The organism is Lysinibacillus antri, assembly GCF_003977595.1.
Lineage (GTDB): Bacteria > Bacillota > Bacilli > Bacillales_A > Planococcaceae > Ureibacillus > Ureibacillus antri.
Window position 1 is genome coordinate 176,766 of sequence record NZ_RYYR01000004.1, and the last position, 21,875, is coordinate 198,640.

Annotated in this window: 22 protein-coding genes; 15 read left to right on the forward strand and 7 right to left on the reverse strand. The window is 34.8% G+C overall.

Going from position 1 to position 21,875, the window contains the following annotated elements:
* Positions 1 to 105: 105 nt before the first annotated feature.
* The 3 genes from EK386_RS04625 (at position 106) to EK386_RS04635 (ending at position 3,339) form a co-directional block, all read left to right on the forward strand.
* On the forward strand, positions 106 to 1,026 hold the full coding sequence (locus EK386_RS04625; RefSeq protein ID WP_126657853.1) for a DMT family transporter: 921 nt from the start codon (positions 106 to 108) through the stop codon (positions 1,024 to 1,026).
* A 138-nt stretch (positions 1,027 to 1,164) separates the two neighbouring features.
* Positions 1,165 to 2,292, forward strand: coding sequence for a sensor domain-containing diguanylate cyclase (locus EK386_RS04630; protein ID WP_158674371.1), 1,128 nt, complete (start codon positions 1,165 to 1,167; stop codon positions 2,290 to 2,292).
* 258 nt (positions 2,293 to 2,550) lie between these two features.
* Positions 2,551 to 3,339: a 4-hydroxy-tetrahydrodipicolinate reductase gene (locus EK386_RS04635; RefSeq protein ID WP_218939060.1), complete on the forward strand. Its 789-nt coding sequence runs from the start codon at positions 2,551 to 2,553 to the stop codon at positions 3,337 to 3,339.
* 476 nt (positions 3,340 to 3,815) lie between these two features.
* On the opposite strand, the gene EK386_RS04640 is transcribed toward EK386_RS04635, so the two are convergent.
* A complete protein-coding gene (locus EK386_RS04640; protein ID WP_126657855.1) occupies positions 3,816 to 4,616 on the reverse strand; it encodes a hypothetical protein in 801 nt (266 codons plus the stop codon).
* 155 nt (positions 4,617 to 4,771) lie between these two features.
* Between EK386_RS04640 and folA the strand changes: the two genes are divergently transcribed.
* From folA to EK386_RS04660, 4 genes are all read left to right on the forward strand, one after another.
* Positions 4,772 to 5,251 carry a type 3 dihydrofolate reductase gene (folA, locus tag EK386_RS04645; RefSeq protein WP_126657856.1) on the forward strand — a complete coding sequence of 160 codons (480 nt, stop codon included), beginning with the start codon at positions 4,772 to 4,774 and terminating at the stop codon, positions 5,249 to 5,251.
* A 282-nt stretch (positions 5,252 to 5,533) separates the two neighbouring features.
* Positions 5,534 to 6,073 (forward strand): NfeD family membrane protein, encoded by a 540-nt coding sequence (locus EK386_RS04650; protein ID WP_179965998.1) that lies wholly within the window; start codon positions 5,534 to 5,536, stop codon positions 6,071 to 6,073.
* A gap of 12 nt (positions 6,074 to 6,085) precedes the next feature.
* Entirely contained in the window at positions 6,086 to 7,603 is a 1,518-nt protein-coding gene (floT, locus tag EK386_RS04655) for a flotillin lipid rafts scaffold protein FloT (RefSeq protein ID WP_126657857.1), read from the forward strand.
* Positions 7,604 to 7,868: 265 nt separating this feature from the next.
* Positions 7,869 to 8,162, forward strand: coding sequence for a YciI family protein (locus EK386_RS04660; RefSeq protein ID WP_126657858.1), 294 nt, complete (start codon positions 7,869 to 7,871; stop codon positions 8,160 to 8,162).
* 27 nt (positions 8,163 to 8,189) lie between these two features.
* Here EK386_RS04660 and EK386_RS04665 read toward each other — a convergent pair whose 3' ends face one another.
* Positions 8,190 to 9,416: an MFS transporter gene (locus EK386_RS04665; RefSeq protein WP_126657859.1), complete on the reverse strand. Its 1,227-nt coding sequence runs from the start codon at positions 9,414 to 9,416 to the stop codon at positions 8,190 to 8,192.
* A gap of 126 nt (positions 9,417 to 9,542) precedes the next feature.
* On the opposite strand from EK386_RS04665, the gene EK386_RS04670 reads away from it, so the two are divergent.
* Positions 9,543 to 10,445, forward strand: a complete 903-nt coding sequence (locus tag EK386_RS04670) for a LysR family transcriptional regulator (RefSeq protein WP_126657860.1) — start codon at positions 9,543 to 9,545, stop codon at positions 10,443 to 10,445.
* 381 nt (positions 10,446 to 10,826) lie between these two features.
* On the opposite strand, the gene EK386_RS04675 is transcribed toward EK386_RS04670, so the two are convergent.
* The 4 genes from EK386_RS04675 to EK386_RS04690 form a co-directional block, all read right to left on the reverse strand.
* Positions 10,827 to 12,128 (reverse strand): alpha/beta hydrolase family protein, encoded by a 1,302-nt coding sequence (locus tag EK386_RS04675; RefSeq protein ID WP_126657861.1) that lies wholly within the window; start codon positions 12,126 to 12,128, stop codon positions 10,827 to 10,829.
* 287 nt (positions 12,129 to 12,415) lie between these two features.
* The gene (locus EK386_RS04680; protein ID WP_158674372.1) at positions 12,416 to 12,856 is read right to left on the reverse strand and encodes a DUF3021 family protein; all 441 of its coding nucleotides are present in this window, start codon (positions 12,854 to 12,856) and stop codon (positions 12,416 to 12,418) included.
* 13 nt (positions 12,857 to 12,869) lie between these two features.
* The gene (locus EK386_RS04685) at positions 12,870 to 13,304 is read right to left on the reverse strand and encodes a LytTR family DNA-binding domain-containing protein (RefSeq protein WP_126657863.1); all 435 of its coding nucleotides are present in this window, start codon (positions 13,302 to 13,304) and stop codon (positions 12,870 to 12,872) included.
* A gap of 63 nt (positions 13,305 to 13,367) precedes the next feature.
* The gene (locus EK386_RS04690) at positions 13,368 to 14,471 is read right to left on the reverse strand and encodes an alpha/beta hydrolase (RefSeq protein ID WP_126657864.1); all 1,104 of its coding nucleotides are present in this window, start codon (positions 14,469 to 14,471) and stop codon (positions 13,368 to 13,370) included.
* A gap of 241 nt (positions 14,472 to 14,712) precedes the next feature.
* Here EK386_RS04690 and EK386_RS04695 point away from each other — a divergent pair, with 241 nt between their 5' ends.
* Both EK386_RS04695 and EK386_RS04700 read left to right on the forward strand, forming a co-directional pair.
* Entirely contained in the window at positions 14,713 to 15,780 is a 1,068-nt protein-coding gene (locus EK386_RS04695) for an alpha/beta fold hydrolase (RefSeq protein WP_126657865.1), read from the forward strand.
* Positions 15,752 to 16,381 carry a TetR/AcrR family transcriptional regulator gene (locus EK386_RS04700; RefSeq protein WP_158674373.1) on the forward strand — a complete coding sequence of 210 codons (630 nt, stop codon included), beginning with the start codon at positions 15,752 to 15,754 and terminating at the stop codon, positions 16,379 to 16,381. The genes EK386_RS04695 and EK386_RS04700 overlap by 29 nt, the downstream gene beginning before the upstream one ends.
* Before the next feature lie 30 nt (positions 16,382 to 16,411).
* Here the strand turns inward: EK386_RS04700 and trhA are convergent, their stop codons facing one another.
* A complete protein-coding gene (trhA, locus tag EK386_RS04705; protein WP_126657867.1) occupies positions 16,412 to 17,053 on the reverse strand; it encodes a PAQR family membrane homeostasis protein TrhA in 642 nt (213 codons plus the stop codon).
* A gap of 198 nt (positions 17,054 to 17,251) precedes the next feature.
* Between trhA and EK386_RS04710 the strand changes: the two genes are divergently transcribed.
* The 5 genes from EK386_RS04710 to EK386_RS04730 form a co-directional block, all read left to right on the forward strand.
* Positions 17,252 to 18,094 (forward strand): DegV family protein, encoded by an 843-nt coding sequence (locus EK386_RS04710; RefSeq protein WP_126657868.1) that lies wholly within the window; start codon positions 17,252 to 17,254, stop codon positions 18,092 to 18,094.
* A gap of 1,049 nt (positions 18,095 to 19,143) precedes the next feature.
* Positions 19,144 to 19,464 (forward strand): hypothetical protein, encoded by a 321-nt coding sequence (locus tag EK386_RS04715; RefSeq protein ID WP_126657869.1) that lies wholly within the window; start codon positions 19,144 to 19,146, stop codon positions 19,462 to 19,464.
* A 57-nt stretch (positions 19,465 to 19,521) separates the two neighbouring features.
* Complete coding sequence (locus tag EK386_RS04720; RefSeq protein ID WP_126657870.1) at positions 19,522 to 19,995, forward strand: hypothetical protein; 474 nt, start codon at positions 19,522 to 19,524, stop codon at positions 19,993 to 19,995.
* 274 nt (positions 19,996 to 20,269) lie between these two features.
* On the forward strand, positions 20,270 to 20,800 hold the full coding sequence (locus EK386_RS04725; protein WP_126657871.1) for a GNAT family N-acetyltransferase: 531 nt from the start codon (positions 20,270 to 20,272) through the stop codon (positions 20,798 to 20,800).
* Positions 20,801 to 20,946: 146 nt separating this feature from the next.
* Positions 20,947 to 21,875 (forward strand): IS1182 family transposase (locus tag EK386_RS04730; RefSeq protein WP_126657872.1); only part of this gene is annotated, 929 nt, incomplete at its 3' end.

The window sequence follows — 21,875 nt, forward strand, 5'->3', positions numbered from 1 at the left end:
AACTGAAAAAGGTCTTTTATATTTTCAGAATATTGGACAAATAGATAGACTAGTAGTAATAGGTTTGCAATAATAGAAGTAATTGATTTTAAAGGGGTAACGTGTATGGGGATGAAAGGGTTATTATTAGGTCTACTATTTACGATATTGTACGCATCTGGAGCGATTGCAATGAAGTTTGGTCTTCAATCCGCTCCTCCTTTAACACTGGCCACGTTACGCTTTGTGATTGCAGGAATTATATTGTTAACCTACCTTTACGTATTCCAAAAAGGGAAATATGCGGTGCCGAATAAAAGAGAATTGTGGATTTTATTTTGGTTAGGATTGTTAAATACGTCGCTCTTTTTAGGGTTAGGCTTAATTGCGCTTCAGACGGTTTCATCAGGTATTTTTAATTTATTCGTACCGGCCAATGCGCTCCTTTTCGCCCTACTAGCCTTTATGTTTTTAGGACAAACCATTCGATTAAAGGAATGGGGAGGCATGATCATTTCATTCATAGGACTTTTTATTGCATCTTATCCATCGTTAGTAGGGAGCCATGCGACGTTTGGTGGCATTCTATTATTATTTTGCGCCATTATTTCCATGGCATTAGGGAGCCTAATTTTTAAAAAGACAAAGATTTCCCTGCCACCTCTTGTGATCAACACATGGCAAGTTGTATTTGGCGGGCTCATATTAATTATTCCATCGATAATTTTAGAATCTGGTCAATCGATTACAGTCGATCTCCATTTAATCGGCTATTTACTTTGGTCGGTCTTTGCACTGTCGATTTTCAATTTAAGTCTATGGTTTTATTTATTAAAAAAAGATGCCATTATTGCGAACAATTGGTTATTACTAAATCCAGTGGCAGGGTATCTTTTAGCCGCACCTCTATTAGGCGAACCAATTACAAAATTCGCGGTCATCGGGACGGTATTTGTACTTTTTGGTTTGTATATGTCTGGGAACTTCCGAATCAAATCTCCTGTTGAAATGGTAAGTTCTGTTAAAGAAGTCCGACATAATACGTGAACTCAAAATAAGCTTAAGGAAATTCTTATATTCTAGTTAAATTGAAATGTTCTCCAACATAAGTTTACATTTTACTATTCAGACGATATTATTAAATGATGATAATTAATAATTTAGTCATTAATGGATGTGTTTAAAATGAAATTTAAGGGCAGAATATTTGTCTTGTCCATGGTCCTCCTAACGAACTGTCTTTATATAGCGTATTACTATATGAAAGACGGACATATAGAGAGAATTGAAATAATCGGTTTGCCATTGATTCTATTAATTGCTTGGTGGAGCGGTAAACAATATGACAAAGTAAAGCACTTAGAAGATATCAATCTGAAAAAAAAGAAAGAGCTACATAATAGTAACCAAATGTTTCGAACTTTGTTTGAAAATGCGCCAATTGGGATTTCGCTAATTGACCAAGACGGCAGACCCGTTTTGACAAATAAGAAGCTCCAAGAAATTCTTGGTTATAATGAGGACGAATTAAATGCAATGACGTTTAGTGAATTCTCTGACCCAGATGATTCGGCAATAAATATGGATCTTCTAAAGGATTTATTAGATGGTAAAATTGACCATTATGAATTAGAAAAAAGATATTATCATAAAGATGGTCATGTAGTCTGGGGTATTGTTACATCGGCACTTTATCCAGATATAGATAATGAAACAACGTATGTCATTGGAATGCTCGTTGATATTACGGAGCGTAAAATTGCTGAACAAAAGCTGAAAGAAGCCTATAAAGAAAAGGAATCCCTTTCAAATCGCGATGGTTTAACCGGAATCGCGAACCGACGATATTTTGATGAGTATTTAGTACAGGAATTCGAAAAGGCTAGAAAAACAGCATCTCCTTTATCGTTAATCATAATCGATATTGATTATTTTAAACAATATAATGATTGTTATGGTCATTTAAAAGGCGATGAGTGTTTAAAACAAGTAGCGAATGTATTTGAAAAAACAATCGATCAATCAAAAGGGGTGGCAGCGAGATTTGGTGGGGAAGAATTCGTCATTCTTTTACCGGAAATCGATACGTTGGGCGCATCAGTTATTGCAAATCAAATACAAGGTGCTATTGAAAATCTACGCATTTCCCATATTGGATCAGAGATTAGTGAATACTTAACCGTAAGTTTAGGAATTTCTACATTCAATATGGAGTCAACATCATTAACACCTGAAGATTTAATATCCGAGGCAGATCAAGCACTTTATCTCGCAAAACAGAGCTCGCGAAATCGGATTGAGATTTATCATTAGCAATAATAATTCGATGAAGCATTAGGTTAAAGCGTAATAACCTAATGCTTTTTTGCATTCTTAATTCTGAATATTGTAAATTTAGGGGCTTTTTTCCTTGAGAAGGTCATATTTCTATGTTAAGGTTTTAGTAGATAAAAAATACTATTTTATTAATTTATTACATTTATAGTGCTAAATTTGTAGATATCTTGTTTTGAGGATGCTCTGTAAACTGTATTTATTTATCTAATTTTTTAACTGGAAGGGGTTTTTTTATTGATTAAAATAGGATTATTTGGTTTTGGAAAAACAGGTAGTGTTGTGGCAAGTGAAATTATTAAAGATCCAGAATGTAAATTGAAGTGGGTGATGCGCGCCTCATCTCAAAATAAAGGTGAATATGCAAGTAAACTATTAGGATTTAATCATTTAGAAGGTGAAATCTTACATATGGAAGATGTAGATTTTGACCAGTTTTATAAAGAAAATCAAGTGGATGTCATTATTGATTTCTCGTCTTCCTGCGCCGTAAATGAATATCAAAATGCAGTGAAATATGGAAGTAAAATCGTTTCCGCTATTTCAAATTATGATGAAATAAATATCGAGCATTTAAAAAAATTAAGCCGTCAAACCGCCGTACTCTACTCTCCGAATATTACTGTTGGAATTAATTTCTTAATGGAAGCCTCCAGATTGCTACAAAAAATTGCACCAAATGCGGATATTGAAATTATAGAAGAACATTTTAGAGGGAAAAAAGATGTCTCTGGAACAGCTCTTCGGATTGCAGAGGAATTAGGATTAGATAAATCACAACATGTCAATTCTATTCGTGTTGGGGGCATCGTCGGAAAACATGAAGTCGTGTTCGGTCTACCGAATCAAACAATTCGTATTATCCATGAATCCCATAATCGAGCTGCCTTTGGACAAGGGGCAATTTATGCAGCGAAGTGGATTATGGGGAAAAAGAAAGGCATTTATAGTATGGAGGAAGCCCTATCCCTAATTATGAGTGGTTCTAAATCACTTTCCAAGGAAGAGAAAATGGTTCCCTTCTAGCATCATTCATTTGAGCCAATTTCATAATGTTATTAATAAATCTCGCTTTCTATATGAAATTGACTCAATTAAATGAATTAATAAGAGTTTTTCTACTAGCAGAAGCACTAGATATTGCTTCTTTTGCGGATAATAGCAATAAGGCCGTAGTCAGAATGAACATCATTCTAACTACGGCCTTTTCATTGTTAGGAATAGAGGCTATGAAGGCTGATTCGACGGATACTTACAGCAGAAAAGGTGTTCATCAAGGTTATGAAGACCACTGCGATGAATTTTTCCAGGAGAAAAGGTGTTCATCAAGGTTATGAAGACCACTGCGATGAATTTTTCCAGCAAAAATGGTATTCATCGAGGTGATGAATACCATTTCAATCAAATTTTCCAGAAGTTTTGCGCTTCATTAATGAAATAAAGCACATTAAGTATTCTATTAACCGAAGTTATAGAAGTGAAACATGCCTTCTTCACATTTCTTAATTCAACTTAAACAAAGATTTTGTCCACACTTCTGTTGAAGAGGGATGATTACTTTCAAAGAGTGAATACCTTTGAGAAAATGGGATGAGTTCCTGATTAATAAAAGGTTTTAACGATTTTGGGCAGGCATTTATAACGATCGAATCCTTTTTTAACCCTTCCATTAGTTTTAAAAAATCCTGTTTGATTGTGGGCAGTTCACTCCACATTTTTAACCATACTTTATCACGTAGCTCTCGGTAATAATTATTGAGTGGTTTTTCGTGTATGTAATGTAGCGATGTCTGAAAGGGAATCGCATTGATAATATTAATTCGATACATACCGTTTTCTTCTAAGACGTGAAACAATTTTAGTTGTTGGATTAAATGTTGAATATGTCGTTCAATTTTTCTCCCCGTTTGTCCTTGAGCAGGTGCAATGGGAATCAATTTTTCGGTATTAGTCTCATATTCTTCATTGTGTGGAGACTCTAAAATTATTACAATGGATTTATTTTTATAGTTTGATTGGATGAACTCGTCGTCAAATGCAGAATTTTTGATTAGGTCGTTTTTTAATGAGGAATGCATGACAACATCATCGTCCTGTAGTTCTGCATAAAAACGCGTGACATTCACTACTTGTTTATTTTTCTTGAAGAAGGAACGTTTTAAAATAATACAATTCTTTTCATGATCGATGTTTATATATTTACTATTACTTTTTACTAGATCCTCAAAAACAACCTGGCTAATCTCAGTGTTTATCGGGAATCCATCTAATTGGATGGAGTTTTTTAGAGCAACTAGAGCCAATGTTACCACTTCCTTTGCTAAAATTTTGCTACATTTAAGTTGAATGAATTTTGCTATAAGAAGTCTATTTATACTTTATATTAAAATTTTTGTAAAATTATGCATGAAAACGGCTAAAATAGAGTAGAAAAATTATTTACTAGGAGCGCGAGAGAATGATTTCACTAATTGTGGCACATGACAAAAATCGGGTAATTGGCTACGAAAATAAAATGCCTTGGCACTTACCTGGGGAATTAAAATATTTTAAAGAACAAACGATGGGCAAACCAATGATTATGGGAAGAAAAACCTTTGACTCTATTGGTAGACCTCTACCTGGCAGAAGAAATATTATCATTACGCGAAATGAAAACTATCAGGCTGAAGGAATTGAGGTGGTTTCTAGTTTAGAAGAAGCGCTTCAACTAGCAGGGGATGTAGAGGAAATAATGATTATTGGTGGAGAGCAAATTTTTAAAATGGCTTTACCTATTGCAGATCGCCTTTATATTACGCATATCGAAAATGAATTTCCTGGCGATACGTACTTCCCACTATACGGGGAGAAATGGGAACTGGTTTCGAAAAGTGAACCTGTAGAGGCGACAGATGGTTATTCATTTACGTATTGTATTTACGACCGAACAAAATAAGTAAAACAAGTGCATTCGCAAATTGAGTGAATGCACTTGTTTGTTTAGTGTAAGTAATCCCAAAAGCGCGAGTATTTCCGGAGAAAGTGCGAGTATTTTCGAACTTTTCGCGAGTATTTCCGGAGAAAGTGCGAGTATTTCTGAACTTTCCGCGAGTAACTCCGAAGAAACGACAAGTATTTCCGAACAGTTTCTTTTGCAAATTTCGAAAAATTTCGAAACCTAAACTATTCTCATCCGTATATAAATTAACAAGGACGAATTTGGGAATGGAGGTGAATATTGTTGATATTTGGAGTTGAATTAGAAACGATTTACTTAATCACATTAGTGCTTGCAGGATGTATTACGATTGTTTATCTATTATTTTCTGAAATATTAGATGGTGCATTTGAAGGTGTACCATTAATAGATCCAGCTGTAATCCTTTCTTTCATCACAATTGGTTCTGCGGGTGCATATCTTTTCGAAAAATTTACATCGTGGTCTACCATATTCGTTCTCATTATAGCAAGTATCATTTCAACTGGAATTACTGCAATTATTTATTTTTTCGTACTCATTCCAATAAGATCGGCGGAAAGTTCCCTTGCTTATACTGAAGAGTCCCTTGGAGGTCAGGTTGGAAGGGTTATTGTACCAATCCCTGTCGATGGATTTGGTGAAATTGTCATTGAAAGTGTGAATGGCATCATTTCAAAACGGGCAACAGGCTTTGATAATGAGGCAATTGAATATGACGAAGAGGTATTGATCATTGAAGCGAAAGATGGCACGGTCTATGTGAAAAAGTATGAGTCCTTGCAATTCAATATTAACTAGGGGGAGTTTTAATTGCTAAATATTATTATTGTCATTGGGGTAGTCTTGTTTGTCCTTGCAGCAATCGTAGTTGTCTATATTGCAAAATATAAAACGGTAGGCCCAGATGAAGCATTGATTGTAACAGGTAGTTTCCTAGGATCTAAAAATGTGCATACGGATGAATCAGGCAATCGTATCAAAATTATTCGTGGTGGCGGTACATTTGTCTTCCCTGTATTTCAACAGTCAGAGCCGTTAAGTTTATTATCGAGTAAATTAGAAGTCACAACGCCTGAAGTTTATACCGAACAAGGGGTACCAGTACTGGCAGATGGTACGGCGATTATTAAAATTGGTGGGTCTATTTCTGAAATTGCAACGGCAGCGGAACAGTTTCTAGGGAAAAATCGAAGTGAACTGGAAAATGAAGCGAAAGAAGTTTTAGAAGGTCACTTGCGTTCAATTTTAGGTTCCATGACAGTGGAAGAAATTTATAAAAATCGTGATAAGTTTTCACAAGAAGTACAACGTGTGGCTTCTCAAGATTTAGCGAAAATGGGTCTGATCATTGTATCCTTTACAATTAAAGATGTACGCGATAAAAATGGCTACCTGGAGTCATTAGGGAAACCAAGAATTGCGCAAGTGAAACGAGATGCGGATATTGCAACAGCAGAGGCCGAAAAAGAAACACGTATTAAGAAAGCCGAAGCTGAAAAGGAAGCACAAAAAGCAGAGTTACAACGTGCAACGGAAATCGCAGAAGCAGAAAAAGAAAATCAATTAAAAATAGCAGAATTTAAACTAGAACAAGATAAAGCAAAAGCACGTGCGGACCAAGCTTACGAACTAGAAACGGCAAAAGCGAAACAAGAAGTGACCGAACAAGAAATGCAAGTCAAAATCATTGAACGTCAAAAGCAAATTGAATTAGAAGAAAAAGAGATTTTACGTCGTGAGAAACAATATGATTCAGAAGTGAAGAAAAAAGCCGATGCGGATCGCTATGCGGTGGAGCAAAATGCAGCTGCGGTTAAAATGAAAGAATTAGCTCAAGCGGATGCAGAGAAATACCGTATTGAAGCATTAGCCAAAGCCGAAGCTGAGAAAATCCGCTTAGACGGTTTAGCCAAAGCCGATTCAGAACGTGCACAAGGGGAAACAGAAGCCGAAATTATTCGTCTAAAAGGTTTAGCAGAAGCCGAAGCGAAACGTAAAATTGCCGAAGCCTTCGAACAGTTCGGTCAAGCAGCCGTACTGGATATGATCGTACGTATGATGCCAGAATACGCAAAAGAAATTGCAAGCCCATTATCAAATATTGATAAAATCACAGTTGTTGATACAGGGAATGGGGAAGGTGGAGGAGCGAACCGCGTCACGTCCTATGCAACAAACCTTATGGGGTCGCTTCAAGAAACGTTAAAAGCATCATCAGGAATCGATATGAAAGAATTAATTGAAACCTTTGTTGGTAAGGGAGCACTTCAAGGTAATTTAAAACAGATTGAGGAAGTAGAAGAAAAAGAATTAGTCGAAACAAAATAATTTTTAAAAGAAGAAGTCATGCGTGAGTGCGCGGGCTTCTTTTTGTTTGTACAGTCTTCCTAGTAAGAAAAGAGGAACCTATAATATATTTAGATAAGACAGGAAAAAGCCCTAATACTCAAAAGACATACTGTTACTGCTTAAAGCATTTCTATGTCTACTTAGAAGAATAAGCGTGGATAGGCTAAACCACCTTAAAAAAGTTGTCCAAATCTGTTGCGATTCCAGTTAAAATAAATCTATATTGTGGAAGGAGCTAGGATTAATGCAATACATAATTACAGCTTATGATGGTACTGATGAACAAGCCATCGATAGGAGATTAATGGCAAGAGATGAGCATTTAAAATCAGTAGAAAAAAGAGTGAAAGATGGCCAGCATTTATATGGGGCAGCCATTCTCGATGAGGGTGGAAAAATGATAGGATCAATGATGGTTGTGGAATTTCCATCAAAAGATGAGCTAGACAATTGGTTGAAGGTTGAACCTTATGTGGTGGAAAATGTGTGGCAAAAAATAGACATCCAACCTTGCAACGTAGCATCTATATTTAGGTGAGGGGACAGTGTACCTGTCCCCTTGTCCCTAAATGATATTGGTATTTTGATCTTGATTTTGAATGGATCGTTTAGCTTGTGGACGATGATGGAACAGATAATAGAAGGTAGTTGATAACAACGTAATGATCCCTGCTACCGCATACATCATGCTGTAATTTACGATGGAAGCAATCAGTCCCATAAAATAAGATCCTAATCCATAGCCTAAGTCGAAAAACAGTAAGAATGTTGCTGTTGCGATACCTCTGCGATGGATTGGGGAAAGCTTTACAGTAAGTGCTTGAAAACATGAAAATAATGCCCCATAACCGATACCCATTAGTAAACCAGAAACTAAAACCATCTTTCCGGAATGAGATTGACTTAACATTAATAGACCAATTCCAAACAATAAAATAGATGGGTAATACAAATAATGTTCTTTATATTTATCAAATGCTTTCCCGACGATTGGACGAAATACAACAATCATCATGGCAAACACAACGAAAAATAGGCTTGCTATTTGAGTTTGATGGATTTCAGCAGTAAAAGAAGCTAAAAATCCAGATAAAGAGCTATATGAAAAGGCAAGTAAAAAGGCAAGTAATGAAATCGGCAAAGCTTTTAGTTCGATAAAATCACTAAAATGCATTCTCTTTTTATCAGTTGGTACTGTGTTCTGATCTAATACAGTGCCAATTTGCTTTTGCTGTGAAACTCGCAAAACAACTGCAAATAGGAGGGAAAGTGCTGAAATTATACAGGCAGCTACAAGCAAAACTGTGATGTTCTTGTCTTTCCATAAAAAAAGGCCGCATGCTGGTCCAATTACCATCGCAAGACTCATGAACATACTAAAATAACCGACTCCTTCACCTTGTCGCGAAATGGGAATAACCGACGAGGCAATCGTAGTAGTAGCAGTTGAGGCAAGCGCATAGCCCATTCCGTGAATAAATCGAATTGCTAGAAAAACAACGATGCCCATTGCCCCGAAATAACAGAAGGAGGCGATTAGAAAAAGGCCTAAACCTACTAAAGCCATTTTCTTGCTGCCAAAACGGTCTACCCATATACCGGAGAAAGGTCTTATCAAAACAATACCAAGGGAATAAATCGTAATGGCCAAGCCCATCTGTTGTTCGTTCCCATTTAAAATATCTTTTACATATAAGGGGAAAGCGGTCGCTAGAATATAAAAGTTTAGTGACACAAAAAAGTTACTTAAACACACAAAAATAAAATCTTTCGTCCAAATTTTCTCTTTCATTTATTTCTTCTCTTCTTTCTTACATGACTCAATTTTAACTTTAATGATTATATAGTTAAATAACTTTTATGTATAATTATAATTATTAATAATAATATTAGTTTAGCTAATGCAAAGGGGATTACCATGAATTTCGAACAGTTGGAATACATAAAAGAAGTGATTGAAACTAAATCCATGTCGATTGCTGCCAAAAATCTACATGTAACACAATCTGCAATCAGCCAATCGATTTCATTATTAGAAAAGGAATTTGGCGTTCAACTATTTAAACGCTCAAGAAATGGAACGATTCCAACTGAAGAAGGGAAAAACATTATTGCGAAAGTCCTTGAAATATTAAAAAAAGCAGATGAATTAAAAGAAGAGGTTCAATCTTTAACTTCTTCCTATATCGGAGAATTAAAGATTGCCACAGTTCCAAGTATATTTATGACGTATTTACCTAAAGCACTAGCTAAATTTAAAAAGGATTTCCCACAAATAAAAGTAACGATTATGGAAATGGACAATAAAGATGTAATAGAAGAAGTGAATCAAAACAAAGTAGATTTGGGCTTAATTGCGCTATTTAATACTGTTAAACACACATTTCCTGAACATATTGCTTTTCACTCATTTCAAACTCAAGGAACATTTCATGTGATCGTTCCGAAAGATTCTGTATTGGCTTTTAGTAAAGAACTTCAGTTAATTGATATACGAGAGTACCCATTCGTTATATACGGAAAAAATTTCTATAACAATCTGATTGAGGATTTTGAAAAACATTTTGGCCCATTAAATATTATTTTTAAATCTACTAACTCAGAGGTAATCAAAAAATCCGTATCAGAAGGGGTGGGGATTAGTATAGTATCTAGTTTGATGTTAATGGACGATCCATATTTGGAAAGTGGGCGAATTATTTCTATACCTCTAACTGGTCATCCTCTTAATTTTCACCTCTTATTCGGTGGTATCTACTCAAAAAACCGAAACCAAACCCGACTCATAAAAAAATTCCTCGAATACTTTGAGAGACAATAGGGGACGGTGGGAAAACAGGGACAGGTTCATTATCCGAGTTTCAGTTCTCAACTCTATTTACTAACAGGATTTTGCATAACAACTTTATCTCGTTCACATGAAATTTTGATATATTTTTACATAAGGAGTACAGATATTTTTAGGTAGATAAAGTTGTACAAAATTGGTTTGCATTCTTTGTGAAAAATGTACTTAAACAATCGGGTGTGAGTGTGGCATAAACCGTTTTCTTCTTCAACTAAGGGGGGCTTTAGTAAAAGAAGAAAGAGTTCTACATATTAGTCAGATCTAATATGTAGAACCCTTTAATTTTTCTATCTTTTATTAAATTAGGTCTTGATAATTTTAAAAAGCTCCTCTTTTTCCTTTGTTAGCGATAAATTAATAGGTTTTTTCAAATGAGAATGGTCCAGTATTTTTTAATGTATGATCGAAAAATTTCACAATTAGTTCATTCTCTTTTTCTATACACTCATATTTATCAATGGACGCTTTCCCTCCTTGCAAAACGGTTGCAAGGATAGGAGAGACGAGTGATAAATCGGTGAAACTTAAATGTTTTGCGCCTTGGAAATGAACGGAGTATACTTCTTTTCCACTTTTTTCTATGGTGTTGTTCGCCGCATAAGTAGAATTGCTTTCAAGTTGTTCCCACACATCATCAGAATAGATGTTCAGTAGTGGTGTAGAATATTCCTTGTTATTTGATATAAAATTATCGGACTCTTGATCATATACCAGTTCACTAAACAATGGTCCATCTATATTCACAACTGCTTTTATATCATTTCGTTTTCTGCCAATCCCAACACTTGCTGCGCCTCCCATTGAATGGCCGAATACACCAATGAGGTCAGTATTTATTAGCTTATAAACAGGGGCATTCTCTTTCTTTGATTTTGAACGTATCGTATCGATCACAAAATTGATATCATCCGTTCGTAAAGTCATCCATTTTTGAATGAGTCCGTGCAGTTCTTCTCGTGTGTAAAAGTCCTCTTTATTGGCATTACTAATTTCACTTAAATAGTCTTTATTGGCCATAGTAATGGATCCATCATTTGAAGCTGTGAAAAAAGAATGATAGGTATGATCGATTGAACATACGACATAACCATGGCTAGCCAGTTCTTTAAAAGTTGAAGTATTGCTCGCCTTCACCCCATTTGCGCCATGTGAGAAAACCACAAGAGGGTAGGAGCCACTGTTCGTTTCTGGATACCAAAACTGTACATTTACAAATCTTTTCTGCTCTGTATCAGAAAATTCCTCCGTTCGATTTTCATCCACATAAGTATAAGTAGCTGTAGCAATATCATAGTCTCCAGTTACTTTTGCTATCTTATATTGAGGGAATAAAAGCACAGGAGCAAATGCTAATACAATCAATAATGTCGTGGCAATGAAGTTTCGAACGATGCGAAAGGTTTTGTATTGAACATCTCTATTTCGCATTAGTGAAATGATTGCCATTGCGAAAAGTAAGATAAATAGCAATAAAGGCAATATCCAACGAAAACTCCAAGTGATCGTGGATGAAATTATAAGTATGAAGAAAATTAGCCCCTCGCCAATTCTCATCCAATTTTTAAACTTTTTATGGTTTTGTTTCGTAACAATACAATATGTTGCAAAAGCAATTTCAAAAATGATTGTTAGAAAAAATAGTAATGTTCCCAACATCTTTACCCCTCTCCAAATCTTCTTGTTTTGTGGCTTCAGTATAAAAAATGCAGGGAAGGAAGTATATAGTAAATCAATAAGTTGTATTTATAGGCAGGTAAGTTGCAAAGGGAGGCATCCGAAAATTATTTTTCGGATGCCTCCCTTTGCGACGAGGATAGTGACAATTTATTGTTACTACCGCAGGAGCACAGATTTTTAGCAACATTATATCATTAGAAGTATAGGTGACCAGAAAGTGTAATACTTTCTGGTCAATTCCTTGAATAAGTGCATTTTGATCACTACTAAAAACCGTTTTCCATTTTGTCCTTAAAAGATTTTAGTCCTTCATTGATTTCTTTTGCGATCTTTTTATCGTTGTGCCAGGAAAGTAAACGAACAACAATGTAGATTACGGCTATTTCAAGCGCAAGAATCAGCACGTCTGATAAACCATTGACAAGACCGATTCTAATTGCAAGTAAAATTAAAATCGTTTCTAATGCGAAAAAATGAATAATTAACCGAATTCGAGTTTTTTGCTCACTTAAAGTGTGGGGACTATATAAAATAAATCCCGTTAACGCACCAATTAGTGAAAAGATCATAATGATATAAATGGAATGTAAATCAAATGGGATCTCTGGGCTATAAATTTGCCTTAAAATCGTAAGGGTCAATATAATTGAGGCAAAGATAATAAAGAAATTTTGAACTACTTTTTTCAAATATACGGAAAGTTCCATTTTGCTTCTCCTCTTATAATCCAAGTTTTTCTTTAAGCACGGGTACATACTGTCTAGATATAACCAACCGCTCACTGTTATCAAGAATTGCCTCAAATCTGCCGCTAATCGTTGGATAGATAGTCGAAATTTTAGCGATGTTTATAATAGTTGATTTAGATGCACGAAAACATTTTTTACTACACATCGTTTCCAATTCATAAAGCTTTTGTTTCACTTCAAAAACTTGATCTTTACAGTAAAAAAAGACCTTTCCATCTACTGCCTCAAAATAATAAATATCGCTTAGTTTAACTCGATGAATCGTATCATTTAAATAGCCGGGTAGTATGGGGTTATCCATATGAATCGTGTTTACAATTTCATGTATTTCATGGGTCACTTCATAACATCGAATCAGGATTTCCTCTTCTTGGTCTCTATCAATCTCTTCAATTGAAACTTTCATAGATCTTCACGCTCACTTACTTTACAAATCAATCATTTATATAATATTTAAAGGTGTCAAAACTTAACTACCCTTATTAGCTGAAATTTCTTTTAGCTTGGAGTAGATTACTTTGAAGTCTTCATCATTTGGATAATGGGCAGATTCCAAAAGAGGAATTAATTCTTTTCCTGCTGGTGCGGCCAGTTTATCTATGAATTCCTTTGTTAGCTCGTAATTTGTAACTTTGTCATGCACACCCTGAAATATATAGACAGGCATTTGTAATGAGTGAATCTCTTCAGAAAAGTTTACTTGATTAATCTCATTTTGTAGGTCCTTTGCTTCTTTTAGACTAAAAGATGCGCCCGACACCATCGCTTTATTAAGATCGACTAAAGTATAATCCGGAGAAATAAGGGACCATTTTAATAATCCAAAAATATTGGCTTTCTTCACCTTTTCGTCACTGTAATTATCTCCTCCATATTTTGATATATAGTTTGAAAGCAATGTGTCTTCTTTTCCTGTATAAGGGGGAGCATTAAGCGAATTAAGGTCGTTAAGCATTTTTTGCTCCTCTTGGTTTTGGGCTATTTCCGTTAACCATACATTAGCGCGTTTCTGTGTTTCTTTGTTATCAATGAACTGAGAGATGCCAATATACGTATCGACTTTTTCAGGATAAACGCTACTATATTTAGTGCCGATAATCGTTCCCCAGGACATACCTACTATGAAAACCTTATCTCTTTTAAATTTCTCTAGTAAAAAATTGACAACTACATCCGTATCCTGGACAAATTGATTAATGTTCATAGTTTCGAGAGGGATATCCTTGCTATAGCTTTTTCCAGATCCCCTTTGATCATAATAAACAGCTATGAAATCTTCCGTTATTTGAGGAAATGCTCCTCTCGCACTGACTCCAAATGGAAACGGTTGACCTGGACCACCGTGTAAAAATAAGAGAATGGGTTTCTTTTTTTCTTTTCCCTCAATTAATAAAAACTGTTTTGTGCCATTCACATCAAGCTCCACTAATTCGCTAATGCCACCATTGGCCACAAGTTTTTTTGCTTCATTTTTTATTAAATATTGATTAACGAAACGAATCGTAAGAAGTAAAACAATTATTGCAATAACCACAAGTACAATGATTATGGTGATCCTTTTCACCTTTGCCATCCCTCATCTCAATTATATTTCTATAATTTTACTATAAAAGTGTATATTTACATATGGTTGATATTTTCCTTTTTTTCGGAATACATTAAGCCTCTGCATAAGTTATTGGGTTTAAATGTGAAACAGAAGAAATTCTAGTTGACTAACAAGTGTTAGTTTGTTATGTTGGTTTTATAACGAACGAACGTTAGTGTTTGTTTGGAATTCAAAAAACTTCCTATAAAAGGAGTAGAATGATCTAATGCTAAAAAAATTGGTTGGAGGCTATATGCCAGCGTTTAAAGACAAAAGTGGAAATAAAGTTTCTGGTGCTATTTCAAAAATGGAAAAGTTAACGCTTGGTGGAATCAATCAGTGGATTACAATTAGTGGAAGAAGTGACGATCTTCCAATCTTACTTTTTCTTCATGGAGGTCCGGGAAGTCCACAAACTGGCGCCCAACGAAAGTTTAACAAAGAATTAGAAGATTATTATCTCGTCGTCAATTGGGATCAAAGAGGTGCGGGCAAATCATTTTCCCAAGCAATTGCACCAGAAAGTATGAATATGAATCAACTATTAAATGATGCCCATGAATTAGTACGATATTTATTAAAAAGATATAATAAAAACAAAATTTTCCTAATGGGTCATTCCTTTGGGGCAGCATTAGGCTTACTGTTTGCACATAAATATCCAGAATTACTGTATGCTTATGTGGGGATAAACCAACCAATTCATAGAACAGAAGAAAAAAGATCCTACCAATACGCGTTAGAAGCAGCCGAAAAGAAGAAAAACTCAAAAGCTATAAAGGAACTTAAAAGCATTGGTTTTCCTATTAACGGAGTATACCGTAAAATAGAAGATATGGTTATTCAACGAAAGTGGTTAACGAAATTTAATGGTGTAACTTTCGAGAAAAATGCGTTATTTGTAAATATGAACTATATGCTTAGTCCGCATTTTACTTTAATAGAAAAGCTAACCTTTATGAAAAGATTTGGTTTTTCATCCACCCATCTTTGGGATGAATTTATTAGCTTAAATTTTTTCAATGTAGTACCAACACTCAATGTCCCTGTATTTTTGCTGGCTGGGAAACATGATCGTATTGTATTTGCTGATTTAATAGAACAGTACTATGAATTTGTGAAGGCAGCAGATAGACATTATATTCTTCTAACTAAGTCAGGACATTTAGCATGTTTTGAAGAAGAGGAGAAGTTTAATGAAATCATGATCAAACAAGTTCTTCCATACTATGAGCAGGCACAGGAAAAAGGAGAGAAAACATCCATTGACAAACATCAATACAACAAAGGATAAAATTCTTGAAGTAGCAATCGATTTATTTTCACATAAAGGATATAGTGGGGTCTCTATTCGGGAAATCACAAGAGAAGTAGGGATTAAGGAAAGTTCATTGTATAATCACTTTAAAAATAAAGATGAAATCATTACAACGATTTTTGAATTGTTCCGGAATGAATTTGCTAAAACTTTACCGCCAACCGAATTGTTAGAAGACATATTAAAGAATTCGACTATACAACAGTTTTTTGAAAAAGGCTTTGAAAATTTCAAAGAGCATATCGATCACCCAAAGAATGAAAAACTTTGGCGAATAATATACATTGAACATTATCGGAATTCGATTGCAAGAGAATTGTTTTTAAATGATATCATAAAAAATACATTAAGTTTTCTTGAAATAGTATTTGAAATACTAATTATGCAAAAGAAAATTAAACCCCTTCGTCCATCACTATTAGCAGCAGAATATCAGTATCCAATGTTTTCGATGTTAGCTGAATACAATATGTTACGTTTTGATCAAAAAGATACAAGTGAAATTGAAAATAAAATGAAGGAACATGTTGAATTCTTCCTTGATACGGTGAGGGTAGATGAATCAACACAAAAATAGGGATGCGCTAATGTTAGCCATCCCTATTTTTTATAAATAAAATGCCACACAGGCCACCATACATCCACAACCCGCAATAACAAACAGATGCCAAATCGCATGATTATACGGAAGCTTTCGCCATGCATAGAAGATGGCACCGAATGTAAATAACAAGCCACCTGCTAATAAAACCGTAAACCCATCAAATTGTAAAAATTGATAAAGAGGCTTGATGGCAAAAATAATTAACCATCCCATGGCAATATATAATAGTAAAGAAACTGTTTCAAAGCGATGAATAAATAAACATTTAAACACAATACCAAATAACGCTATTGCCCAGATAATACAGAGTAAAACAATACCTAATACGCCATCAATCGCAATTAATAGGAATGGGGTATAGGTGCCAGCAATTAAAACATATATAGATGAATGATCTAATATGGAAAAAACTTTTTTGAATTTTTCGGGCATACTATGAAGTAGAGTCGACATGGCAAATAAAAGGACGAGCGATGCGCCAAAAATTGAATAAGATACGATCTCGACGGTACTGCCAGATTGAACACCCATTAAGATAAGTACGATACATGTTGGGATACTTAAAAGAAGACCAATGCCGTGTGTAATCGCATTCCATAGTTCCTCTTTCCAGTTTTTGTAGTCAAATGCTTGTTCATTTTTCATTATATTCACTCCTAATGATGTAACTATACTGCAATAGGAATGAGGATAATACTATCATATGTCACATTGTTTCACTATAATGAAGACAGTGATAAATCACGGCAGTAAAGGATTTTCACATGTTGAAATTACATTTGTCATGTTTACAGTGGGCAGTATTTCAATTAATATTTGGATAAGCTATAAAAGGAGAGGCCTATGGGAAAAATTCATATTGTCACAGATTCAACTTGTGATTTAACAAAAGAAGAATTAATGGAACATGATATAAAAGTGGTCCCTTTAACAATTCAAATCGATGGAAAAACGTATGTCGATGGAAAAGATCTTGAACCCGTATCATTTTTAGAGTTAATGAAAAACTCAAAGGAACTACCGAAAAGTTCACAACCTTCCCCGGGTAAATTTAAAGAGCTATATGAGGAACTAGGTAAAAACGGAGATCAAGTTATTTCGATTCATATGACTGGCTCCATGAGTGGTACATATGATTCTGCCAGACAAGCAGCGGAAATGGCCGATGCGGATGTAACGGTAATTGATTCTCGTTATATTGCAGTTGCTTTAGCGATTCAGCTGCGTGAAGCCATACGCATGCGAGATGAAGGTGCAACCGTAGAACAAATCGTGGCAAGATTAGACGAAGTGAGAAAGAATACACGTCTATTCGTCGTCGTGGATACGTTAGAAAACTTAATTAAAGGTGGGCGCATTGGGAAAGGAAAGGGTATGATCGGTTCCTTATTAAATATTAAACCAATTGCCACGCTAGATGATGGTTCCTACACACCGGTCTCAAAAGCAAGAAGCCACAAGCAAGTCGTGAAATATCTTTTTGAACAATTTACAGAAGATACAAAAGGAAAAACGGTAAAAGCAGTGGGGATTTCTCATGCGGATGGATTACAGAACTTAGGAAATCCATTAATGGAGTTAATTAAATCAACTGGTTTTACAGATATCGAAGTAAAATTCACATCACCAATTATCAGCACCCACACAGGTCCGGGAGCGCTCGGCTTCATTTATTTCGCGGAATAATTGTATTAGAAAGTGTCAGATTCTGTGTACCCCCAACTTAGTTCGTTCACGCACAACTTAGTCCACCCACCGAACAACTAAGTCCTTTTGCAACAGCAAAAAGAAGCGGAAAAAACAACTGAAAAAACGTCAGTTCAAAGTGTCAGATTCCTTATACCACAAGGGATTGGCACTTTTTTTGCGTTAAAATTATGGAAGAACTATGTTGTCTGCGATTTTGAAGGGTTGGAAGAAGGTGGGGGAAAAAGAGAGAGAAAAAAGAGCGTTTGGCGAACGTACTAAGTTGTACTTTTTGAATAGTTTTAATAGTTTGGAAAGTAGGTTGGGAGCAGGTGGGGCAAGGGTTGGTGGATGTTGGTCGAGGAAAAGATTGGCAAACCAACTAAGTTGTTGCTACACATAGTAGGAAATGCAAGGTGTAAGTTTTGATGGGAAAACGGTAGACAACATAGTTGGTACGTGGAAAATATGAAATATATGTAATGTAATATTATTCCATGAAATAGAGTGATTATGTGAAGGGTTTTATAAAATTAAATAACGTTAATGTGATCTATACTACTGCATGTAAGTTTTTATATTCACGAAGAAAATCAATATGCTAACGGAAAACTATGTTTTAATAGCCTATCTTTAATTATTATTCAAATATATAATGTGGTTAAATATGGAAATTTATTATTGTATACCGATATAAAGAGGGAGCTTTAAATAATAAAACGTTATAAAGGGAATTTGTTGTAATTTTATTTAACACAACAATCACTTTAAAATAGCATGATGGAGTGGGTGAATAAATTGGAAATTCAAGCATTAGGTCATTCGATCACAAATGTCATATCGACAACTAAACAAAATAAAGAGAATTTTGAACAAGTTTAGCGGATTCCAAAGTAGAACTAAATCCAACAAAAGCAGAACCAACAAGTAATGTATATGAAGAACTCACGAAAAAATATAATGTTCGAAATGCAACATTTGACGGGATCGTTCAAATTGCGAACTCTTTATACGAAGCAGGTGAAATATCCTTAAAAGAAGTAGCTATAATGACGTTTGATTATGAGCGAGCAAAGCGTGATTTGATTCAAAATGCAGGGCATATCATTCGAGCAAACGGCATGGAAATTTCACCAGATTTTAGTTTATATGAAACAAAGGCAAATGAATTCGGTCAAAGAGATTGGATTGCTGAATTTGAGGCGAGGGCATCAAAATTTTTTAAATATGGTGATTTAATTAGTTATCAAAACAATACTAAGATTGCGAGTATTCTTCAAAAGTTACAGCCAAACGAATCACAGAACAACACAACATTTGATGAAATCAGTCTATCTTCAATATCTGTACAAGATGCACAGAAAAGTTGAACAACAAGAAAATAGACAAATTAGAAAATCTTTATTCCCAGAAAAAGGAGATAGCCAATGACTTTATATTCTGTACTTGTAGCCAATAAACCTCTACCAATAATTGATTGTACTGGGATTGCAGAAATTACAGTAAAAGAATTAAAAAAATTATATCCAATTACTGAAGATACACCAGAACAGATGTGGCACTCAATGCCTGACGATGCAATGATTTTACACGCACCAGACGAATCAGCTTCTGGACAGTTAAATATATTTGAATGGAGCAATCCACCGTATGATTTGGAGGATTATAACAATAAACCTCATATTTACTGCATCGAGGGAAATTGGAGTTCCGTGTTTTTAAATGATTTATTAAATTATTTGAAACAATCTATAAAAAAAGAGCAAGAAGCTGAATTAATCCGTTTTTGGGCAGGTGAATATAACCAGAAATTAAAAAAACGAAAGATTAATATTGAAGAAATTGAATTGCATCATATTGAGAATTTAAAGAATGAACAATACATACGAACAATTTTTTGATTGAATAATTTTAGTTAAGGTATAAACTTGCATATTTCTTATCGTTGTAATCCACAAAAATCTACCGAGATTTCAAAAAGATGGCGATTGCTAAACAAGAGCAGTCGCTTTTTTTTCAAAGGCTCTTTTCGTAAAGTTTGTGGCTTTAAAAAAAAACAAAGGAAAATTTTTCTATTTGTAGTATAATTAAAAAAAATCTTTATTCAAAAAAATGGTAGGATATTCGAAAAAGTACAACTCTTAAAAGGGAGTTTAAAGTAAAAGGAGTGAGGAAATGTTTCCTGTAATTGAAACTGAACGTTTAGTCCTAAGAGAATTAGTAGAAGAAGATGCATCAATTATTTTAAATTGTTTTTCAAATGATGAAGTATTGCGATTTTATGGTCAACAACCATTAAAAAGTATTGAACAAGTAAAACAAATAATTCAAAATTTCTCAAATAGTTTTGAAAGTAAGAGTGGAATTAAGTGGGGAATTGAGTCAAAAGAAACAGGAACCATTATCGGCACTATTGGTATACAAGATTGGTCCCACGAACATAAAAGAGCAAACATAAGTTATGCACTTTTCCCCGATGCATGGGGCAAAGGATACGGAAGTGAAGTTGTTGAAAAGGTTATTTCATTTAGTTTCGAAGAACTCGGTTTGGAGCGCCTTGGTGCAATTGTTTTTGTTGAAAATCAGGCTTCAAATAAATTGTTAACTAAAATAGGGTTTCAAAAAGAAGGAGTATTAAAACATTATATGTATCAAAATGGAGTACCATATGATACAAATGTTTTTTCACTACTTAAAAATAAGTAAAAATAGAGATAAAAGTCATATCTATGATATGGCTTCAGACTGTAGACAAACTCGATAAATTTCGAGTTTGCCTACAGTCTTTTTTCTTTTACAATAAACTCAAGAGATTTCTAAAGGTAAAACGAAAACTGCTAGAGGTGATAGATATGATGACTAAAAATCAAAATTATGAACGCGATCAAATTGAGATGATTACGATTGACCAACTTGTACCACATGACCATCTTGTAAGAAAGCTCGAAGCGGCCATTGATTTTTCTTTCATCTATCCACTAGTAGAACCGTTGTATTCTACATTAGGTAGACCAAGTATTGACCCGGTCGTTTTAATTAAAATGACTTTTGTTCAATATGTATTTGGGATTCGTTCGATGCGTCAAACTATAAAGGAAATTGAGACGAATATGGCCTATCGTTGGTTTTTAGGATTTGGCTTCCATACAGAAGTACCTCACTTTTCAACTTTCGGGAAAAACTATGTCCGTCGTTTTCAGGACACAGATATCTTTGAACAGATTTTCTATCGAATTCTCAAAGAAATTACGGATAAAGGCTTGTTGAGTCCGGACCATGTTTTCGTTGATTCTACTCATGTGAAGGCGAGTGCGAATAAACGCAAATTCGAAAAGAAGATGGTCCGCAAAGAAACTCGTGCATATGAAGCGAAGTTACAAGAAGAACTCAATCAAGACCGTGTGAGTCATGGAAAAAAGCCGTTCCCTCCAGAGAAGTTTGAAAAAGAAGAAATGAAGGAAATCAAAGAAAGCACAACCGATCCAGAGAGTGGTTACTACGTGAAAGATGAACGAACAAAGCAGTTTGCGTATTCTTTCCATGCTGCTGCGGATCGTTATGGATTTATACTTGGAACGCTTGTAACACCTGGTAATGTTCACGATAGTCATATGCTACAACCTCTTGTTGAAAAGATCATGGAAAAAGTGAAAAAACCACTTGCTGTTGCGGCTGATGCTGCTTACAAAACACCAGCTATTACGAAATTCTTATTTGAACAGGATATTCAACCAGCACTTCCTTATACACGACCAAAAACGAAAGACGGATTTTTGCGCAA